The following is a 19,843-nucleotide window of genomic DNA, read 5'->3' on the forward strand; positions in this document are numbered from 1 at the left end:
TGACCAAATGATAAGTCAGGACGGGGAACTAGGTGATTTTCCCCAATGGGTCCAGTTGCATCAGGCAGGGTTAAGACAGTATTGTCAATCTCTTGTAGGGACTACGGGGGAAGCTGATGATCTTGCACAAGAGACCTGGTTAAAGGTATGGAAGGTGGCTCTTGGCAAAGGAGCTGAACTAAACATTAACAAATCCTATCTATATCGAATCGCGAATCATGTATGGATTGATCGTTATCGTAAGAAGAAGATTAATGCAGATTTGCTATCGGTCCATGATACACCATCCTTTGAACGGTCAGATACAATGATGATTTGGACGGCTATGGAGACGATGGTGAATCATTTGCCGGTTAATCAGCGAATAACGTTGTTATTGATGGATGTATTTCAGTACACAGCCGCTGAAACAGCACAATTGTTAGATTCAACCGAAGGAGCTGTAAAAGCGGTACTTCATCGCGCCCGAATGAAGTTAAGAACAAACACACATAACGGAAGTAGGGATTTTGATCCTACAGTCACAAAGAAAGCTCAAAAAGTTGAGAACAAGGTCGATGAAAAAGTGGTATATGCTTATCTCGAGGCTTTTAGAGAACAGAATGCTACGGCGCTAATTATGCTTATGAACGATAATAGTCAACTTGATATGGTTCCAGTGGCATTAAATCGTCGAAAGGCCGATCGGGTTCAAGTCCAAAGAACATCAAATTTTGAGGAACATAAGAATTTAGTTTCAAGTTCTAATCCAACTCTATATGCCATGGCGGCTTAATCTTAAGGAGGGTTTTTAGATGAGTACAATTATTCCGTACGTGATTGAGCAAACCGGGCATGGGGAGCGTTCATATGATATTTACTCCAGATTGCTAAAGGATCGAATTATCTTTTTGGGCTCTGCAATCGACGATCAGGTTGCTAATAGTATTACTGCGCAAATGCTTTTATTAGCTGCAGAGGATCCAGAGAAAGATATTCACTTCTATATTAACAGTCCAGGGGGTTCAACTTCGGCTGGCTTTGCCATATATGACACCATGAAATACATCAAGCCCGATGTGCAGACCATTTGTTCAGGTATGGCGGCTTCCTTCGCAGCTATTCTATTGTTATCAGGAACAAAGGGCAAACGCTTTGCTTTGCCGAATAGTGAGATCATGATTCACCAACCACATGGGGGAGTTCAAGGTCAGGCTAGCGACATCGAGATAAGTGCAAGACGCATCGTTCGTATCCGGGAGAGGTTAAATACTATTGCTGCGGAACAAACGGGCCAATTCATTGAACGGATCGCAAAAGATATGGATCGGGATTACTTTATGTCTGCTGAGGAAGCGCTTGAATACGGCGTTATTGATAAGGTAATTCGTAAGGACGGGTAATAAATATTATTAGAGTTAGGGAGATCACTGTCTAAAGCAGTGGTCTTTCTTTTATATAAAGAGAATGATATCGAGTGATTTGGGGCAAAAATATGTCCATAAAGAAATACTCAAATTCAAGAAGTGTACGCGTACTAGGGACAATCGCAAGCGGGTGGGAGACTCCGTACATTTAATCCGCTTATTCTTGACAGCCTATATGCCCTTTGCTAAGATGGCAATAATATATTTTCGTAAGCGTCTTTCAGGCCTTGATTTATATAGATAATCGGCCGGCTAAGAATAGAATATAAGGGGGAGATTTCAAAGTGTGGCAAAGTAAGTTTGATAAGGAAGGCTTAACGTTTGATGATGTATTGTTGGTGCCTCGAAAATCGGAAGTTCTACCGAAAGAGGTTGATGTATCTACAAGACTAAGTGATAAGGTAAAATTGAACATTCCCCTCATTAGTGCTGGTATGGATACGGTGACTGAAGCAGCGTTGGCTATAGCGATTGCAAGAGAAGGCGGAATGGGCATTATTCATAAGAATATGTCGATTGAACAACAGGCAGAAGAAGTTGACCGGGTGAAACGCTCCGAGAGTGGCGTCATTACGAACCCATTTTCACTGTCGAAGGACCATCTTGTTTCGGATGCTGAAGTAGTTATGGGCAAGTACAGAATTTCTGGTGTGCCTATTGTTGATGAGACGAATAAACTTGTGGGTATCCTTACGAACCGGGATCTACGTTTTGTACATGATTACAGTATCAAGATCAGCGAAGTTATGACGCATGAAAACTTGGTAACTGCTGCTGTAGGAACAACTTTACAAGAAGCAGAGGGTATTCTTCAAAAGCATAAAATTGAGAAGCTTCCATTAGTTGATGAGAATAATATTCTAAAAGGTCTTATTACCATCAAAGATATCGAAAAAGCGATTCAGTTCCCACATGCTGCTAAGGATCATCAAGGTAGATTGCTTGTGGGTGCTGCTGTAGGGATCTCAAAAGATACTTTTGAGCGTACGGATGCATTGGTTAAAGCAGGTGTTGATGCTATTGCTGTAGACTCTGCACATGGACACCATATTAACATCCTTGAAGCAGTGGCTGAGCTACGCAAACGTCATCCTGAACTAACCATTATCGCAGGTAATGTAGCTACAGGTGAAGCGACAAGAGCGCTCATCGAAGCTGGAGCTTCCGTTGTCAAAGTCGGAATTGGTCCAGGCTCTATCTGTACAACCCGCGTTATCGCTGGTATTGGTGTACCACAAGTTACTGCTGTTTATGATTGTGCTACAGTAGCCCGCGAATATGGTATTCCGATTATTGCAGATGGTGGTATTAAATATTCAGGAGAAATTACGAAGGCAATTGCTGCAGGTGCACATGCGGTCATGCTGGGTAGCTTGTTCGCCGGTACGGAAGAAAGTCCAGGTGAATCGGAGATTTATCAGGGACGTCGCTACAAGGTATACAGAGGTATGGGCTCGCTAGGCGCTATGAAGATGGGCAGCAAAGATCGTTATTTCCAAGAGGACGATAAGAAGCTTGTACCAGAAGGTATCGAGGGTCGAGTTGCTTATAAAGGACCACTTTCCGACACCATTCACCAACTACTCGGCGGTTTGCGTTCAGGTATGGGATATTGCGGAACCAAATCATTGGAAGTATTGCGTAATGATACGCAATTTATTCGGATTACAGGCGCTGGTTTGCGTGAGAGCCATCCACATGATGTGCAAATTACGAAGGAAGCACCTAACTATTCATTGTAGTCTTTTGTACCTTATTATCATGTTTCATCTCAGGCAGGGCGATTTTCGCCCTGCCTGTCTTTTTTTGCGGAATACCGTGTGATAGAATAGAATAAGCAAAAGAATGTGAAAATGAGAGGAGCTTTAAAAGCATTGAAACTTAAAGGATTTAAATCTACAACAACAAAACGGAAATTTATTACTAAAACTGTAGCGTCTGTTTTGTTACTGAACATGTTGTGCTTCTCTCTGGTTCCGGCAATGGTATTGGCAGAGGGAGAGGGGACGCAGACGGAAGCCACCACGACAAAACCGGCTGCAGCGAAAACCGCAGCTTCCAAAATCCCAAGCGTAGATTCGCTAGGTTTGAAGGTTAGGTCTGCTATTTTGATAGAACCGGTATCTGGACAAGTACTACTTAATGTTAACGGTGATGAAGCACTCCCTCCAGCAAGTATGACGAAGATGATGACCGAGTACATTGTGGCCGATCTCGTCAAAAAAGGACAATTTGCATGGGATGATATCGTGACGGTTCGCAAAAATGCCGCCCAAACGGTAGGTTCGCGAATTTTCCTAGCAGAGGGAGATCAACATACGATAGAAGAATTGTATACTGCTATGGCAATGGCATCTGCAAATGATGCTACGGTTGCGTTGGCAGAGCATATTGCTGGCTCGGAGCTAGCATTTGTAGATATGATGAATGAAGAGGCAAAACGGATGGGGATGACTACTGCTCATTTTGCTAATTCTACAGGATTAGATATTAAAGATATGCCTAAGGAATTCCAACCGGACAGTACGGAAGAAACGGTCATGTCTGCGATGGATGCTGCGCTTCTAGCGAAGTACATCGTAACGGATCACCCTGATTTTAACCGGTTCACTACGATTCAATCCAAGAAATTCCGTGAACGGGATAAGCAACCGATGATTAACCTGAACTACATGCTCGAAGCGAACAAGAGTGTTACTAACTTCAAACAGTTTGCTTATGAAGGTATGGATGGTTTGAAGACGGGACATACCGTGAATGCCGGAAGCTGTTTCACTGGGACAGCAGTACGTAATGGGGTACGGTTAATTAGTGTTGTCATGGGTACTGCGGATGAAAAGGCTCGTTTCGTAGAGACGCGCAAAGTACTTGATTATGGTTTTAATAACTTTGAAACGAAACAGATAGTAGCTCCTAAAACAACTGTTGAGGGTAGCGAATTTATTACAGTGAAGAAAGCTAAAGATACTCAAATTCCACTTGTTACCGATCAAGGGGTTGACTTCGTCATTCCTAAGGGTGCAGATACAAGCAGTTTGCAAGCTAAGGTAACTCTATCTGAAGAGACTTTCACAGCTCCATTGAAACAGGGAACAAAGGTGGGGACAGTTACGTATTCCTACCAAGCAGATGGCACGGATCAAGCACTTGAGAAGACGGTTAACCTAATTACCGCTCAGGATGCAGAGAAGGCCAACTGGTTCAAACTGTTAATGCGTGCAATTGGCGATTTCTTCGGAGATTTGTTTAACGGAATTAAGAATCTGTTCTAAGATATATAAATTCCGACTAAATGAGTTGTATATTTAGGGACACTATTGTAAAATTACAAGTTAGATTATTGTATAGAAAGACAGTGTACAATACCAAGGGGGCGTGGATATGGAAACTGGAACATCGCGGGTAAAAAGAGGTATGGCCGAAATGCAAAAAGGTGGCGTCATTATGGACGTCATGAATGCTGAGCAAGCTAAAATTGCTGAAGCAGCTGGGGCAACTGCTGTTATGGCTTTGGAACGTGTTCCTTCCGATATTCGGGCAGCTGGTGGCGTAGCGCGTATGGCTGATCCAACTATTATTGAGGAAGTCATGAAGGTAGTCACTATTCCCGTTATGGCCAAGGCTCGTATAGGACATTTTGTTGAAGCGAAAGTCCTGGAGTCACTTGGGGTAGACTATTTAGATGAGAGCGAAGTCCTTACACCCGCAGATGAAGTATTCCATATCGATAAGCGCGATTTCACAGTTCCATTTGTTTGTGGAGCTAAGGATCTTGGTGAAGCGTTGCGCCGTATAAGTGAAGGCGCATCGATGATTCGTACTAAAGGGGAACCCGGAACAGGTAATATCGTAGAAGCGGTTCGTCATATGCGTCTCATTAAGAGCCAAATCCGTAAGGTACAAGGTTTATCTAAGGATGAGCTGTATGCTGAAGCGAAGAACCTGGGCGTAGCTTACGAGTTACTGCTTGAAGTACATGAGACTGGTAAGTTGCAGGTAGTTAACTTCGCTGCAGGTGGTGTAGCTACACCAGCTGATGCTGCCCTGATGATGCATTTGGGCGCGGATGGTGTGTTTGTCGGTTCAGGTATTTTCAAATCGGAAAATCCTGAGAAGTTTGCTCGTGCAATTGTAGAAGCAACTACGCACTATACCGATTATAAGTTGATTGCTGAAGTATCCAAGAATTTGGGCGCTCCCATGAAAGGCATTGAAATCTCGAAATTGTCGCCGTCTGAGCGGATGTCCGATCGCGGCTGGTAATACAGAAAGAAGGATTGTCATGAAGGTGGGCGTATTGGCGCTGCAAGGCGCTGTTGCAGAGCATATTGCGAGTTTACAAAGTGCTGGAGCGGAAGGGGTGCCTGTAAAGCACCCTGATCAGCTTGAGGAACTTGATGGATTGATTATTCCTGGTGGGGAGAGCACGACGATTGGTAAGCTGATGAGAAAGTATAATTTCATCGAAGCCATTCGGGAATTTTCACATCAAGGCAAGCCGATCTTTGGTACTTGCGCTGGATTGATTGTCTTAGCCAAAGGAATCGAAGGAGAGGAAGAAGCTCACCTTGGTTTGATGGATATTACGGTCTCCCGTAACGCTTTCGGGCGTCAACGGGAGAGTTTTGAGACGAATCTGGAAGTGAAGGGGCTTAAAGAGCCGTTACGTGCTGTGTTTATACGTGCGCCGCTCATTACTTCAGTTGCTGATAGCGTTGATGTATTGTCTACGTATAAGGATGAGATTGTTGCAGCTCGGCAAGGACATTTGCTCGTGTCGTCGTTTCATCCGGAGCTGACAGACGATTACTCGCTACATAAATATTTTACGGAAATGATTCAGAGAAGGCATGTGACTGTAAACTAATGCTGCTTTTGTTACCTTGACTCTATTCCAGGGTTGAGGTTGTTTCTTTGGAGGACACCAAAGTTTTCCGGCGGTTCCCGACAGCAGGCACATTCTTCTATGATGATAAATAAGACTGCTTAGGGATGATTCTAGGAGGGACTACCCATGTTAGATGTTAAAATTTTGCGAAATGAATACGAACGCGTCGAAGAGGCGCTTAAGAACCGGGGGAAATCATTAACTCTTATCTCGGGTTTTTCACCTCTGGATGAGAAACGTCGGGAGCTACTGCAGGAGAGCGAGTCGCTGAAGAGCCGCCGTAATACGGTGTCTGCAGAAGTAGCCAAGCGCAAGAAGAACAAGGAAGATGCTGACGAACTCATTGCAGAGATGCGTGAAGTTGGAGATCGGATTAAAGAATTGGACGATGAAGTTCGTTCTCTTGAGGCTCAGATTGAAGAACTGACGATGGCAATTCCTAACATTCCTAATTCCAGCGTACCTATTGGTGCTTCTGAAGAGGAGAATGTAGAAATTCGTCGTTGGAGTGAGCCACGTTCTTTTGAATTTACACCGAAAGCTCACTGGGACATTGCGGTGGACTTGGGGATTTTGGATTTTGAAGCAGGGGCCAAAGTAACAGGGTCACGCTTCACCTTTTATAAAGGTCTAGGTGCACGTTTGGAACGGGCGTTGATCAATTTCATGATGGACTTGCACAGTAATGAACATGGTTATGAGGAGATGTTACCACCTTATATCGTGAATCGTGACAGTCTGTATGGAACTGGACAGCTACCGAAGTTCGAAGAGGACCTCTTCAAGCTGACCGAGGATGGTTACTATCTCATCCCAACGGCTGAGGTTCCAGTAACTAACTACCACCGTGATGAAATTCTCACCAGCGAAGAATTACCGCATCATTACGTTGCATATAGCTCATGTTTCCGCTCAGAGGCGGGTGCTGCAGGACGGGATACACGGGGCTTAATTCGTCAGCATCAGTTCAATAAGGTCGAAATGATCAAAATTGTACATCCTGAGACCTCATATGAGGAATTGGAAAAGATGACTGGGGATGCAGAACGGGTGTTACAACTGCTGAATCTACCATATCGGGTTCTAGCTCTTTGCACGGGTGATCTGGGCTTTACGGCTGCGAAGACATATGATCTTGAAGTATGGTTGCCGGAAACTGGCGCTTACCGTGAAATCTCCTCTTGCTCGAATGTAGAAGATTTTCAAGCGCGCCGCGCCAATATTCGTTTCCGTCCAGATCCGAAGTCGAAACCGGAATTTGTGCATACATTGAACGGATCCGGTCTTGCTGTAGGTCGTACGGTAGCTGCGATCCTAGAAAATTACCAACTGGAAGACGGCAGTGTTGAAGTGCCGGAAGTGCTTCGTCCTTACATGGGGAATGTACAGGTCATTTCCAAACGTAAATAAAACTGACTGTGGATGTGTAGTGATTATTTCGTTGTCAGTAAGAGGCCAACCGTAAGTTAGGGGTTGGCCTCTTTTTTTACAATCTCAGACTGAGGTAAATAAGTTAAGAAATGCAGGGATAGAGCATGTTGAATAACTGTAAATGTGTATTTTTTGCAGTCTATTGGTATTTCAAAAATGACACATTGCCCGCGTTTTTAAGTGACCATAAAACCCCTACTCCTTATCGGGTAAGGGATTGTTGATATAAGTGTGACAATGCAAAATCGACATATTTACGCTATGACTCCCTATTGTCTACAATTTACATTGTAAGCGTTAGCAATTTACGAGATATTTTGCAAGCGCGATCATGTGAGGTAATATTCGAAGCTGTATCTTTCTTCGTTTATTATCTAGACAACATAAAATAGAAAACATCAAGAGGAGGAAATGCGGTGCGTACAAATCAGAAGAAGGGCATATCGTTATTATTAGTTTCAGTAATGGCGCTAACGTTGCTCAGTGGTTGTGGTTCAGTTGATAGCAAAGGTAACGGGGGAACAGACAAGAGTACGAATACAGCTGCTATAAACAAAGAGGGATATCCTATTGTTAATGAGCCTTTATCTTTATCAATAATGGCTCCTGATATGGGGATTCAAAACTGGAAGGACATGCCTGTTATGCAGGAGATGGAGAAATTAACGGGGATCAGTATTGAATACCTTAATGCACCTCGGGATAGCTTCGATACGAAGAAAAATTTAGTGTTTGCAAGTGGCGATTATCCTGATATTTTCTTCGGGGCTAAATTGACGCAAGCTGAGGAATTGAACTATGGGGGACAAGGAATCCTGATTCCTCTTGAAGATTTGATCAATGATTATGCGCCAAATATCAAGAAGGTTCTAGACGATTATCCTGATATTCGCAAATCCATTACAGCGCCAGACGGACATATTTATTCTCTTCCGCGCATTGAGATGTTCCAACCGTGGTACAGAAATCCGATGTGGTATAACAGCAAATTATTGAAAGCGCTTGATGTGAAAGAAATTCCTACAACAACTGAAGAATTGTACACGCTCTTAAAACGTGTTAGAGACGAGGATCCTAATGGTAACGGTGTTCAGGATGAAATCCCTCTATCCTCTTCTAGTGGTACGAACAAATTAAGAGATATTCGCACATGGATCCTTGGTGCTTTTGGTGCCAATGAAGAAGAAATCTATGTTGATGACCAGGATAAAGTGCATTATACGCCAATGGAAGAGCCATACAAGGCTTATCTGACTTACATGAATAGACTCTGGAATGAAAATCTTCTAGATCATGAGTCTTTCTCACAAACAGATGATCAGAAAAAAGCAAAGATTAAAAATAACCAAGTCCTGTTGTTCTCTGACTGGAATGCTTACATGGCCCTTGGTGGTGAGCCTAGCACGGAAGATGTGATGTTTAGTCCTGTGAAGAGCGATATGGTAGATGCTCCTGCAATCGCTAGAAATAAAGGCTTTGCTACGGGTACGTTTGCGATCTCAAACAGCAATCCAGCACCTGAGGCATCCATTCGTTGGGTAGACTATATGTACTCTACAGAAGGATCGATGTTGTTTAACAAAGGACCTGAAGGAACCCTCTGGAAGTATACAGACGAGAGTAAGACCAAAATTGAATACTTACCAGTTCCAAATGGAGAAGACCGTGAAGACTATCGTTCTAAGCTGACACCTAACTATGGAGTTGGAACACCAATGGTAGTTCCTGATGAACTTTCCAAAAATGAGTTTGAAGAGTGGGTAGTTCAAGAATCAAAAACAAAGTTGACGGATCGTGGATCTAAAGTACCATTCCCAGCATTGTTCTTGACGGCAGAAGAATCTACTGAAGTAACGACATTACGCTCTGATTTGAGTACTTATGTATCGCAAATGGAAGCTAAATTTATTACGGGCCAGGAATCACTGGACGGTTGGAACAAATACGTAGATACACTTAAGAAAATGGGCAGTGAACGATTAGCTGAGGTATATCAAACAGCATATGATCGTTGGAAAACAAGCTAAGATAATGACTTAAGATTGGGTATCCCAAATGCCGTGAAAATGGCTGCTGGGGTACCCTCTTCGTGTGAGTAAAAGCTTAGTTAGGTGCTCTGGATAGATGCACTATGAAAGGGGAGATATCACTTTAATAGTAGAAAATCGAGTTTAAAACTAAACAGCCAATCTCCCCTACGGGAGACTGGCTGTTTTAGTTTGTTGCGATCTATTATGCTAATTCTGTTCTATACGAGGCGCTTATCCATAGCCTTACTGATCAGTGTAGCAAAGAGACTGTTGGACCAAGCGAACCATTCCCGTGAGAAGTCGGAAGGATCATCTGGGTGGAAGCCTTCATGCATATAACCGGTATCCGCATCCGTATCGATCAGGGTTTGAATCAATTCTTTGATCTCTTCATCATTGTTAGAAGTGAGGGCCTGCATCGACAGCGCCATATGCCATACATAACCGCCTGGAGTATGCGGGCTACCGATACCTTTGGCAAACTTGCCTTCAAAGTAGAATGGATTATCAAAGCTGAGAGCAAACCGGCGTGTATTTTGGTAGATCGGATCATCTACTCCTGCGTAGCCAATATAAGGGATGGTAAGTAATCCTGGCGTACCTGCATCGTCCATGAGGCAGTAGTTGCCATATCCGTCTGTTTCGTAGGCATATATTTTGCCGTATTTCGGATGTTCAACAATACCATAAGCACGGATACCAAAGTCGATTTCCTTACGAACCTTCTCCGCACGTTCAGCGAGCCGGGTATCGTTATAGATTTCCTTGGCGATGTCTCTGATATGTCCGAGAATAACTACAGCGAACATATTGCCAGGAATGTTATATCCGAATAGATTGGCATCGTCACTTGGACGGAAGGCAGACCATGACATACCTGTGTAGTTCACAGGTAGACCACGTCCATTGTTTTGCAAGGTTTCAGTCTCCTGTACGGTTTGGCGGATAAAGTGGTAAGGAGATTTCTCTTCATGATGTTGTTCAGTAATGATCACATTTACAATCGATGTTAGTGCTTGATAACAAGCATCTGTAAAGACATCCGTTTGTCCTGTTTCTTTCCAGTACGAATAGAGAAGTTGAACCGGGAAGCAAAGGGAATCTAACTCATATTTACGTTCCCACATCCAAGGGTTCAAATTACAATCGTCAGTGGCTCTGTAATGCTTGTCATTCGCCGTTTCATTAAAGGCGTTAGTATAAGGGTCAATGTTGATGTAGAACATCTGACGGGCAATTAGACCGCTGAGAATGCGTTGTAAATCCTTATCTTCTTTGGCATAAGGAATGTAATGACGAACTTGTTCCACTGAATCTCGCAGCCACATGGCTGGGATATCGCCGGTGAATACAAAGGTAGTGCCATCTTCAAGCAGTTTGGTTGTCGTCTCAAGCGTGTTAGGGAAGCAGTTTCTGAACAGCTTTTGTAGCTTAGGATTATGAGCGAGGCGCTCGTCCGACTCATTTAGAAACTGTGTAATGGAAGCTGGTAAGGTTAAAGTCATGATAAATGTTCCTCCTAATTTTTTAATTTATTTTTTCTGAGGTGTTAGTGCATAAGTTATGATTTGGGCTTTGCCTGCAGTGGCTTGAAGTTCGCCATCAACCAGTTCCTCGCTATTGTGTCTGCGCTCTAATATGTCGCTCAAATAGATGCTATCCACTGGGAAGGAAGGCTTCATGGTGAATTCTTCAGATTGATGGGCCAGATTGTACCACCGAATCATCACATCTTCATGATCTAAGGACAGTTTGAAGGCCGACAAGGCGAGCGAGTTACCCTGCCATTTTAAAAGTTGATACGTTGATGGTAATGATCCTTGATTCCGTTCCGCCTGGATATGGAACCACGGTGACTGATACTGATAAGCCTCAGCAAAGGTCATAGATTCAACAACAGTGCCAACATGCGGATAAATGGCAAACTCTACGGTGTGTTCACCTAGACATTGTGCTTCCGGTGTAGGGAATACACCCCAGTCTCCCAGCTCTGATACGCTGCGCAGGAGGGTAACGGCTATTGTATTAACCCCGTCACGTAGCACTTCATATTCGTTAAGACCTTTATTTGCAATCGTCAGGCCAAACTGGCCGTCGGATACACTAACAAAGGCATGTTGGTGCTGGGCATTACTCGGATTGATCCATTCGGATGCTGGAGTAATGTCGCGTTCTGCTGCCTCAAATATGGAATCGGCAAGATGTGTTGTTGCTTCCAGTCCCGTAGGGAATAGAGCACGAAGTCGGTGGTCTTGTGCCTGATTATTGAATGAGGCAGACACCTGAACTCCTTTTCCAGACTGCTCTAAGCTGATTGTGGTGACAATTTTCAGTGGCAGCGTGTCTGCCGAACGAGCGGCCTGGCGTTTGCGGAATGGCACCATCTTGCGTTTTTCCTCTTCAAATAAGGCATCTGCTGAAGCTGGTATTTCCCATTCATGTATGATCTCGTAGGAAATTCGGTAAGGCTCATTTTCTACAAGCGTAATTTGAGCAGGAATACCCTTGGTAGTCAGCGCAATATCGCCTTCCGGTTGTCTGAATACATATTCATTACCAATATCTCCGCAGTCTTCGTATATACCGAGACCTGCAAAAGTTCGTTGGCTACGTTTGTCCGTCACATCATAAGAGCCATCCTCATGGATTTGTACAGCAATAAACTCATTAGACATACCATTTTCAAAGGCAACAAGCGGGCTACGAGTAGCCTGCCCAAGCTTGGATGCTGATGGCTCCCAGGCAAAGGTTCTGAAGCCAAGTGCCGGAACCTGCCCTGCATTAAAGGTCAAACGAATTTTGCGGGCCATATAAGGTTTACGGAATTGATCCTGAGGCAGTTCATAACCGAATTGAACACCTAAATCCTCCGCCTTAGCGGCGATAATCTGACCATTCTCATCCAGTAGATGACCGTCCTCCAAATGGAGTGGTAGCGCCCCTAACCGTTCGGCAATCGCCGTTGGATTAGGCCCTTCCTTGAAGTAAGCCTTATGAGTAATGAGCTCAACGCTCACGGTTCCACTACGATCCCATCCCGTCATGTTAAAGATCGTAACAGGAAGACTCGAATCTCCCCATGCCTCCACATTCGCGGTTCCGATTTCTCCGGCAACTGCCTTCAAGCTCTCGTCTATAATGGCTTCGGTTATATGTCTGCTCTTATCGAAGCGACTGACCATTTCGCGGTGAACTTCATCTACACTACAGCCGCAAATGCTGTCGTGAGGGTGATTCTGCATCAATGTTTTCCAAGCATAAGTTAGCAATTGATGAGGATAAGACTTTCCGCTGACAAGATGAGCTAGAGCGGCAAGTGGCTCAGCTCCCTTTTCTAGCAGAGTCTGACCAACCTGGTTGAGCTGCTTCAGGTAGACACGTGCCGAAGCGGTATTGACTAATGTGCCCCAGCCATCGGTATGCTGGCTGCGCAGCTCGCCTTCAACGGTCACTAGATCGGCGGGAAGCTGCTCCTTCAAGGCATCGATATAGTTCTCGAAGCTAGAATGAACAAAATCAACATCAGGGAACAGTTCCTTAGCTGTATCGATAGCGTCTCCCAAATCCATTTGAACAGGTTGATGATCACAGCCGTTCATAAACAACAATTCGGGAGTTGAAGCGTACTTTCCGGAATCAGCCAAACGTTTATCCCAATAAATTTTAGCTTCTGCTTGATCTACAGGGACCTCATTACCGTTGCTGTACCAATTGGCGAATAGCAAACCGATCACTTTGGATCCGTCGGGGGAAGACCAGAACATTTCGGAATAAGGAGATTCATAGCTGGAGTTGATATGGTCGATGACCACATTGTCGAATCCAGTAGGTTTTACTCCACGTCCGAACACTGCTGTGTCAATGTCGGCTTGTTGTAGCAATTGAGGCGCCTGGCCCATATTGCCGAAGGAATCCGGGAAGTATCCTAGCTTCGAGATTACCCCATATTTAGCTGCATCCTGGTGTCCAATCAGTAGATTACGGACATTCGCTTCTGAGCTTGTTAGGAACTCGTCCTGCAATACATACCATGGGCCAATGATAATGCGTCCTTCGGTGATGTATTTTTCAAGCTGTTCTCTTTTTTCCGGATGCACTTGTAAAAAGTCTTCAATAATAATCGTTTGGCCATCAAGGTGGAAATAACGATAGCGTTCATCTTCTTCTAGGGTCGTAAGTAGATCATTCATCAGTTCCATCAGTAGGTAGTGATGATGCTCGTAAGGCATGTACCATTCCCGATCCCAATGCGTATGGGAGATCAGGTGAGCTGTTTTACGGGTCATATAAAAACCTCCTATATTCAAAGACATTCGTATGAAGGTTCACATATCTCTATCGAAATCACAATATGTATGATTTGCTCGTCTGAAGAGGGGGATAAAAACAACACATAAAACATAGGGGAGATGAAGCCAAGTGAATATCAAATATTTATGAGAGCCCTTTCACAGCAAGGGGTTGATCTCATTTGGACTGACAATGCAGATTCTACATATTTACGATAACAGGTAAAACTCTCTACAATTTTGATTGTAAGCGTTAGCAGCTATGCAGCCAGATCATGGGTAAGAGGCATAGTCAACTAAGAATATGAGACATAAAGGGAAAGGAGTGGGTAGAAGAAAATGAAGGGAAACGGGAAAGTACCTGCGATCAAAAGAAGATCTCTACGAAGCAGTTCACTAAGCGGTAGAATACTGCAAAATTGGGAGTTATACCTGTTTATTGCCCCTGCATTTTTGTACTTCCTTATTTTTCATTACGGTCCGATGTACGGAATTCAAATTGCCTTTAAAAATTTTATTCCGACTAAAGGGATCATGGGAAGTGAATGGGTAGGGTTTGAACATTTCGAACGTTTTTTTAATTCATATTATTTCTGGGATCTATTGTGGAATACGCTGAGTCTCAGCTTTTATGAGCTTGCTATAGGGTTTCCGCTTCCGATTCTACTGGCACTAGCTTTTAATGAAGTGAGAAACGGATTTTTCAAGAAATCTGTACAAACGATTACGTATGCTCCGCATTTTATTTCTGTAGTCGTTATGTCAGGAATGATCATTACCTTTTTATCACCATCCACAGGGATGATTGTTAAAATGGTTGAGTTTGTGGGCTTTGATGCTCCTGCTTTTCTAACTGATCCACGCTGGTTCAAGACCGTATATGTATTATCCGGTGTGTGGCAAAGCACGGGTTGGGGAACGATTATTTACCTCGCAGCACTATCTGGTGTAGATCCTCAGCTTCATGAAGCGGCTATTGTAGATGGAGCGAGCAGATTCAAACGTGTATTGCATATCAATTTACCGATGATTATTCCTACAATCACCATTCTATTGATTTTGAATGTGGGTAACATTCTAGGAGTCGGATATGAGAAAGTCTTACTATTGCAAAATCCACTCAACATGGACTCAGCGGATGTCATTTCTACGTTTGTATACCGTTCAGGTCTAGTGAGTGCGCAATACAGTTTCTCCACAGCCGTTGGATTGTTTAACTCGATTGTAAATGCACTTATGCTCATTACCGTTAACAGAATTGCCAAGCGCACAAGTGATACAAGCTTATGGTAACAAGAAAGGAAGGAGGACTGAGATATGGCTGTTAAGGCAATGAAAGAATCCAGAACGGACAAGCTATTTCTTATATTCAACTATATTTATTTGCTGCTAGCCTTTGTGGTTGTTCTTTATCCAGTGATTTATATTATTAGCGCATCCATAAGTGAGCCTAGTTATGTGAGCTCGGGCGAAATGTGGTTGTTCCCCAAAGGGTTTAATTTGAACGGATATAAGTTAGTGTTTGAGAACCCTAAGATCTGGACTGGATACGGCAACACGATTATTTATACGTTTCTAGGAACTATGCTGAATTTGGCTATTACATTACCAGCGGCCTATGCCCTAAGTAGATCAGATTTTGTCGGACGCAAATTTTTTATGGGTATGTTTCTGGTGACCATGTTCTTTAACGGGGGTCTTATTCCTAGTTATTTGATGGTCAAAAATTTGGGGCTAATTAATTCAATGGGAGCCCTTATTCTACCTGTAGCTGCATCTGTATATAACATCATCGTTGCCAGAACATTCTTTCAATCGACTATTCCAAAAGAACTTCAAGAGGCTGCCTACATCGACGGCTGTACGAATATCAAGCTGTTTATCCGCATTGTGTTGCCGCTATCCTCACCTATCATAGCTGTTATGGCTTTATTCTATGGGGTGAGTCACTGGAACAGTTATTTCCCGGCCCTTATCTATTTGAATGATGAAGCTAAATATCCACTACAAATGGTGCTTAGACAGATCCTAGTACTTCAAGAGATGACCGCAGAGACAACAGGTTCAGCAGTCAGCGGGGATATGGCTATAGCTATGAATAATAAAGCCGAGATTGCATCGCTAGTGAAATACGCAGTCATTATCGTTTCGACACTACCGATCATTGCCGTGTACCCATTCTTGCAACGTTACTTTGTGCAGGGAGTTATGATTGGATCCGTGAAGGGCTAACCATTTGAGATTACAGTTTTCTTATATTACCCATGAAAAAATTTCAGGAGGCAAATCATGAAAATTACAAGGCATCCCAATAACCCGATTGTAGTCCCTGGAGGCTATGAGTGGCGTAAAGTAACGGTATTTAATCCTGCTGTCATTATAGACAACGATAAGTTCTATATGATCGAAAGAACCGCAGGCTCGCTCACCCCATGTAAGAACTTCCTAGGCTTGTTAGAAAGCGAGGATGGCGTAAACTTCACCCACGTTAAGGATGAACCTATCGTAACCCCGGACATGCTAGGCTTTCCTTATGGGAGCGTACAGGACCCGCGGGTAGTTAAAATAGATGACATCTTTTATTTGAACTATGCCTTGCGTCCGTGTGCGATGAGTTATTATCCAACGGGAGCAGGAGTACCAGAGCGTTCAATCCCTACGTATCCAGACGGTTGGGGGGAAGAGGAAGGACATTGGCTAACTCGCTCATCTATCCTTAAGTCTAAGAACCTGATCGATTGGGAGTTTGTAGCGGATACTACTCCACTGGACATCAATGATCGCGATAATATTTTATTTCCAGAGAAGATCAATGGTAAATTTGTGTTGCTGCGTCGGCCAGAAGAATATGTAGGTGAGGCATATGGCACAGAAAAGGCTGCTATGTGGATCACTTATTCAGAGGACCTAATCAACTGGGAGGAGCCGAAGTTACTGGCCAAGGCAGAAGGTCTGTCCTGGGAATCAAGAAAAATCGGCGGCTCAACGCCACCGGTAAGAACGGATAAGGGTTGGTTGGTGTTGTACCATGGAGTAGATGAAGATATTGTCTACCGAGTAGGAGCCATGCTACTGGATCTGGAAAACCCGGAGAAAATTATTGCAAGAACGAAAAATTTCATTATGGAGCCGGAAACGTACTACGAGAAATTCGGTTTCCAAATTCCGAATGTCGTATTCCCAACAGGAAATGTAGTTAAAGATGGACTGTTGTATATTTACTACGGAGTAACAGATACGGCTATTGCACTAGCTACTGTACCTCTAGATGAGTTAGTGGATTATATACTAAACGAACCGCAATAATAAAAAAAGCTTGAGTCCCGCTCGGAGGGCGGGACTCAAGCTTTTTATTCTTTCTCTTGCGGAGCTGAGCTCTCTAGAGCATGTAGTTTACGATATTGTCCTGGCGTATAGCCCGTCTCTTTCTTAAATTTCCGGATAAAGTTCGGTACATCTAGATAGCCAACACTTTCTATGATTTCTTGGAGAGGGGCGTTGGTATTTATAAGCAACCGAATGACCTCATCCATCCGCCGATGCCAGATATATTGTGAGAAATTGCAGCCTATTTTCTCTTTGAAGCTGCGGCTAAGATAAGAAATGGAGACTGAGTATTTCAGTGCAACATGCTCCAAACTGAGTGTATAGTCGGCAAATTGTAGATCTACATAAGCGACAATGTTATCAATTAATGATGGTTGCTCGGATTCCGTATTCCGCTCCACCTGTTGGCAGATGTAGGAGGTCATGGAGGTTAATTTGATCTCCAATTCTTCCAAAGATTCAAAGCTGGTGTAGCTAGAGATATCTCTAAACACTTCGTTTACTCCGAGCTCAGAAGCAGTGCGGAGCAAGGAGTTCAGAAGATCGAAGCAGATACACCGTAGTAGTGAAATCGGTAGCGATGCTTCCTTGATTACATTAATGATGCTAGAAATTGTTTGATCTGCTACAGCTTCATTGCCTTGCTTAAGACTTTGCTCTAGCTTTAACATGGACTTTTTGGGAATCCAAAACGTTTCTGCAGTTGATGAAGTGATTTCAGATAAATGTTCAAAGTAGGTCACACGGCCACTTGACCCCATCATCCGGTTCTCCATAGCCGTGGCTGCCTCGATAAAGGACTGATTTAACCCAGCGAGGTCATTGTACACGGTACCTACGCCAATGTATGGGATGAGCTGGAAGTTATCGACGGCAATAACTTTGATGGCTTCGATGACTTGTTCTACTCGCTCCTGAACATTATCATTATCTTCAGCTGGTAGCGAAACCATGAGCGCAAATTGATCTGTAGTTGAGAACTCCACTCCATAGATATGGGCGTTTAAATCAGGGAATTCAAACTCACCAAGCATTTCTTGTAAATGATATCGTACCTGTCTATTCTCTTCGTTATCTATCATTTCATCCCAGGCTAGAATAACCGAGAAATATAAACCCTGACCGTGAGGAAACTCTAGGCCGGCATTGGTAATCATCTGTTCAATTTCGGGATCATCGGGCTTCCCATGCTTCAATAGGAGCAGCAGGCATTGGTTTCGCACAAAAGGCTCTTGTGAATCTATTGTGGTGCTGTAGTCTTGGATAGTTTGTTTAATCCAATCCCACTCATTACGCGTTTTGGAGATGTCCGTGTTATTGCCATTGCCTCTTAGTTTGGCGAATTCTATCAAGTCCCTGATAGGATGATATTGTCGTTTGGCCAAGATCATGGCAGCAATGATACCGCTTAATACAACAATACAGAACACCATAAGAATCAAGGTCTGGATATGGGCCACTTTGCTGAAGAATTGATAGCTTGGCATCGTAGTCACATAGGTCCAGTTATTATGATCGGATTTAACAGAAACAACTGAGTGTTGTTCTCCAGCAAGATCCATGCTATGAATGCCAGGTTTAAGCGAAGACAAGGTAGTCAACACTTCTAGGGGCAAATCTACCCCACGATTGTTTGTAGTAAGTACTTCACCGGTCTCACTAAAAATATAGCTGCTGCCCGAGAAGTCATTAAGAATCGTATCCATAACACCCGTCAATTTGGCTTCACTCATCAAATAAACAACCGTTCCGTTAGGAAAAGGATCATTTGGTTTGATCGGAACAAGCAGGGTCAGCAAAGGTTCCTTACGTGAGTTAACGGTTACATTTTCAACTGGACGAATGAGAGGTTGCTTTGATTCATTAAGATCACGCAATATATCGTCCTTACTCCAATTTTCATATTGATATATTTTGCCGAATGCGACATCCAGATCACTTAAACCTCGGTAGGAGTAGATGATGTTATCATTATGAAAGTACAAAAATAAATCCTCAAGTATGCTACTGTTTGCTTTGTAGCTGGCTAAGGTGCTGATGGCCTCAAGTCCATAGTATGGATGGCGAACCATATAAGGGGTTAGATGCTCGTCATATGATATTTTACTAGCTATTTCTTGCAATTCACTCATGCGATCATCTATCGTCATTTTAACTTGATTGAGTTGGTTTACATTGGACTGCTCTATTTCAGTACGGAGACTATTGACTGCGTTTTCATAAATGAACATCGTGACAAAACTCAACGGTATTAGGAACATTAATATATAGGACAAGGCATATTTTAGGAGCAATTTTGACTTGAAATGGTTTCCGTACATTCGGAGCTTGGACATGCTGAATGACTTAAACGCTAGTTTTGCCACGAATGTTCCCTCCAATGAAGTTACTATATATGGTAGTATATGGTAGTTTTTAAGGTGAAGTAGGCCGTTTTTCTATTATGTAATAAATAAATGTTCCTGTAAAGGT

General features: G+C 43.3%; 14 protein-coding genes (1 of these 14 running past the window's edge). 11 read left to right on the plus strand and 3 right to left on the minus strand.

Translation table 11 applies throughout. The features are described 5' to 3' along the window. The 8 genes from NST85_RS00425 to NST85_RS00460 form a co-directional block, all read left to right on the plus strand. Positions 1–775, plus strand: partial view of an RNA polymerase sigma factor gene (locus tag NST85_RS00425; RefSeq protein WP_341188242.1) — the 3' portion only. It extends 20 nt beyond the left edge of the window; 775 of the gene's 795 nt are visible here — the last part of the coding sequence; its start codon lies off the left edge, out of view; its stop codon occupies positions 773–775. 19 nt (positions 776–794) lie between these two features. Continuing rightward, positions 795–1,382, plus strand: a complete 588-nt coding sequence (gene clpP, locus NST85_RS00430) for an ATP-dependent Clp endopeptidase proteolytic subunit ClpP (RefSeq protein WP_341188243.1) — start codon at positions 795–797, stop codon at positions 1,380–1,382. 308 nt (positions 1,383–1,690) lie between these two features. Then, entirely contained in the window at positions 1,691–3,148 is a 1,458-nt protein-coding gene (guaB, locus tag NST85_RS00435) for an IMP dehydrogenase (RefSeq protein ID WP_127195147.1), read from the plus strand. Between the two features lie 111 nt (positions 3,149–3,259). Next, entirely contained in the window at positions 3,260–4,678 is a 1,419-nt protein-coding gene (locus tag NST85_RS00440; RefSeq protein WP_341188244.1) for a D-alanyl-D-alanine carboxypeptidase family protein, read from the plus strand. A 109-nt stretch (positions 4,679–4,787) separates the two neighbouring features. Continuing rightward, entirely contained in the window at positions 4,788–5,669 is an 882-nt protein-coding gene (gene pdxS / locus NST85_RS00445; protein ID WP_127195145.1) for a pyridoxal 5'-phosphate synthase lyase subunit PdxS, read from the plus strand. Between the two features lie 19 nt (positions 5,670–5,688). Then, positions 5,689–6,273, plus strand: a complete 585-nt coding sequence (gene pdxT / locus NST85_RS00450) for a pyridoxal 5'-phosphate synthase glutaminase subunit PdxT (RefSeq protein ID WP_341188245.1) — start codon at positions 5,689–5,691, stop codon at positions 6,271–6,273. A gap of 147 nt (positions 6,274–6,420) precedes the next feature. Further along, entirely contained in the window at positions 6,421–7,704 is a 1,284-nt protein-coding gene (serS, locus tag NST85_RS00455; RefSeq protein ID WP_341188246.1) for a serine--tRNA ligase, read from the plus strand. 485 nt (positions 7,705–8,189) lie between these two features. Continuing rightward, positions 8,190–9,752 carry an extracellular solute-binding protein gene (locus NST85_RS00460; RefSeq protein ID WP_341191054.1) on the plus strand — a complete coding sequence of 521 codons (1,563 nt, stop codon included), beginning with the start codon at positions 8,190–8,192 and terminating at the stop codon, positions 9,750–9,752. Positions 9,753–9,973: 221 nt separating this feature from the next. On the opposite strand, the gene NST85_RS00465 is transcribed toward NST85_RS00460, so the two are convergent. Next, positions 9,974–11,260, minus strand: a complete 1,287-nt coding sequence (locus NST85_RS00465) for a glycoside hydrolase family 125 protein (RefSeq protein WP_341188247.1) — start codon at positions 11,258–11,260, stop codon at positions 9,974–9,976. Between the two features lie 27 nt (positions 11,261–11,287). Further along, the gene (locus NST85_RS00470) at positions 11,288–14,041 is read right to left on the minus strand and encodes an alpha-mannosidase (RefSeq protein ID WP_341188248.1); all 2,754 of its coding nucleotides are present in this window, start codon (positions 14,039–14,041) and stop codon (positions 11,288–11,290) included. A gap of 342 nt (positions 14,042–14,383) precedes the next feature. On the opposite strand from NST85_RS00470, the gene NST85_RS00475 reads away from it, so the two are divergent. From NST85_RS00475 to NST85_RS00485, 3 genes are read left to right on the plus strand one after another with little or no spacing between them, the layout of a single operon-like run. Next, the gene (locus NST85_RS00475) at positions 14,384–15,337 is read left to right on the plus strand and encodes an ABC transporter permease (protein ID WP_127195140.1); all 954 of its coding nucleotides are present in this window, start codon (positions 14,384–14,386) and stop codon (positions 15,335–15,337) included. Positions 15,338–15,361: 24 nt separating this feature from the next. Next, on the plus strand, positions 15,362–16,276 hold the full coding sequence (locus NST85_RS00480) for a carbohydrate ABC transporter permease (RefSeq protein ID WP_307401889.1): 915 nt from the start codon (positions 15,362–15,364) through the stop codon (positions 16,274–16,276). 57 nt (positions 16,277–16,333) lie between these two features. Next, positions 16,334–17,350 (plus strand): glycoside hydrolase family 130 protein, encoded by a 1,017-nt coding sequence (locus tag NST85_RS00485; protein ID WP_341188249.1) that lies wholly within the window; start codon positions 16,334–16,336, stop codon positions 17,348–17,350. A 44-nt stretch (positions 17,351–17,394) separates the two neighbouring features. Here NST85_RS00485 and NST85_RS00490 read toward each other — a convergent pair whose 3' ends face one another. Continuing rightward, positions 17,395–19,737 carry a helix-turn-helix domain-containing protein gene (locus NST85_RS00490; protein WP_341188250.1) on the minus strand — a complete coding sequence of 781 codons (2,343 nt, stop codon included), beginning with the start codon at positions 19,735–19,737 and terminating at the stop codon, positions 17,395–17,397. Positions 19,738–19,843: the final 106 nt, after the last annotated feature.

The organism is Paenibacillus sp. FSL K6-2524, from assembly GCF_038005525.1.
GTDB lineage: Bacteria > Bacillota > Bacilli > Paenibacillales > Paenibacillaceae > Fontibacillus > Fontibacillus anaericanus.

What these genes read in the sequence shown, in the direction of transcription:
- clpP (WP_341188243.1), top strand. Translation starts at nt 795, where the DNA reads ATGAGTACAATTATTCCGTACGTGATTGAGCAAACCGGGCATGGGGAG.
- NST85_RS00440 (WP_341188244.1), top strand. Translation starts at nt 3,260, where the DNA reads ATGAGAGGAGCTTTAAAAGCATTGAAACTTAAAGGATTTAAATCTACA.
- pdxS (WP_127195145.1), top strand. Translation starts at nt 4,788, where the DNA reads ATGGAAACTGGAACATCGCGGGTAAAAAGAGGTATGGCCGAAATGCAA.
- pdxT (WP_341188245.1), top strand. Translation starts at nt 5,689, where the DNA reads ATGAAGGTGGGCGTATTGGCGCTGCAAGGCGCTGTTGCAGAGCATATT.
- serS (WP_341188246.1), top strand. Translation starts at nt 6,421, where the DNA reads ATGTTAGATGTTAAAATTTTGCGAAATGAATACGAACGCGTCGAAGAG.
- NST85_RS00460 (WP_341191054.1), top strand. Translation starts at nt 8,190, where the DNA reads ATGGCGCTAACGTTGCTCAGTGGTTGTGGTTCAGTTGATAGCAAAGGT.
- NST85_RS00465 (WP_341188247.1), bottom strand. Translation starts at nt 11,260, where the DNA reads ATGACTTTAACCTTACCAGCTTCCATTACACAGTTTCTAAATGAGTCG.
- NST85_RS00470 (WP_341188248.1), bottom strand. Translation starts at nt 14,041, where the DNA reads ATGACCCGTAAAACAGCTCACCTGATCTCCCATACGCATTGGGATCGG.
- NST85_RS00475 (WP_127195140.1), top strand. Translation starts at nt 14,384, where the DNA reads ATGAAGGGAAACGGGAAAGTACCTGCGATCAAAAGAAGATCTCTACGA.
- NST85_RS00480 (WP_307401889.1), top strand. Translation starts at nt 15,362, where the DNA reads ATGGCTGTTAAGGCAATGAAAGAATCCAGAACGGACAAGCTATTTCTT.
- NST85_RS00485 (WP_341188249.1), top strand. Translation starts at nt 16,334, where the DNA reads ATGAAAATTACAAGGCATCCCAATAACCCGATTGTAGTCCCTGGAGGC.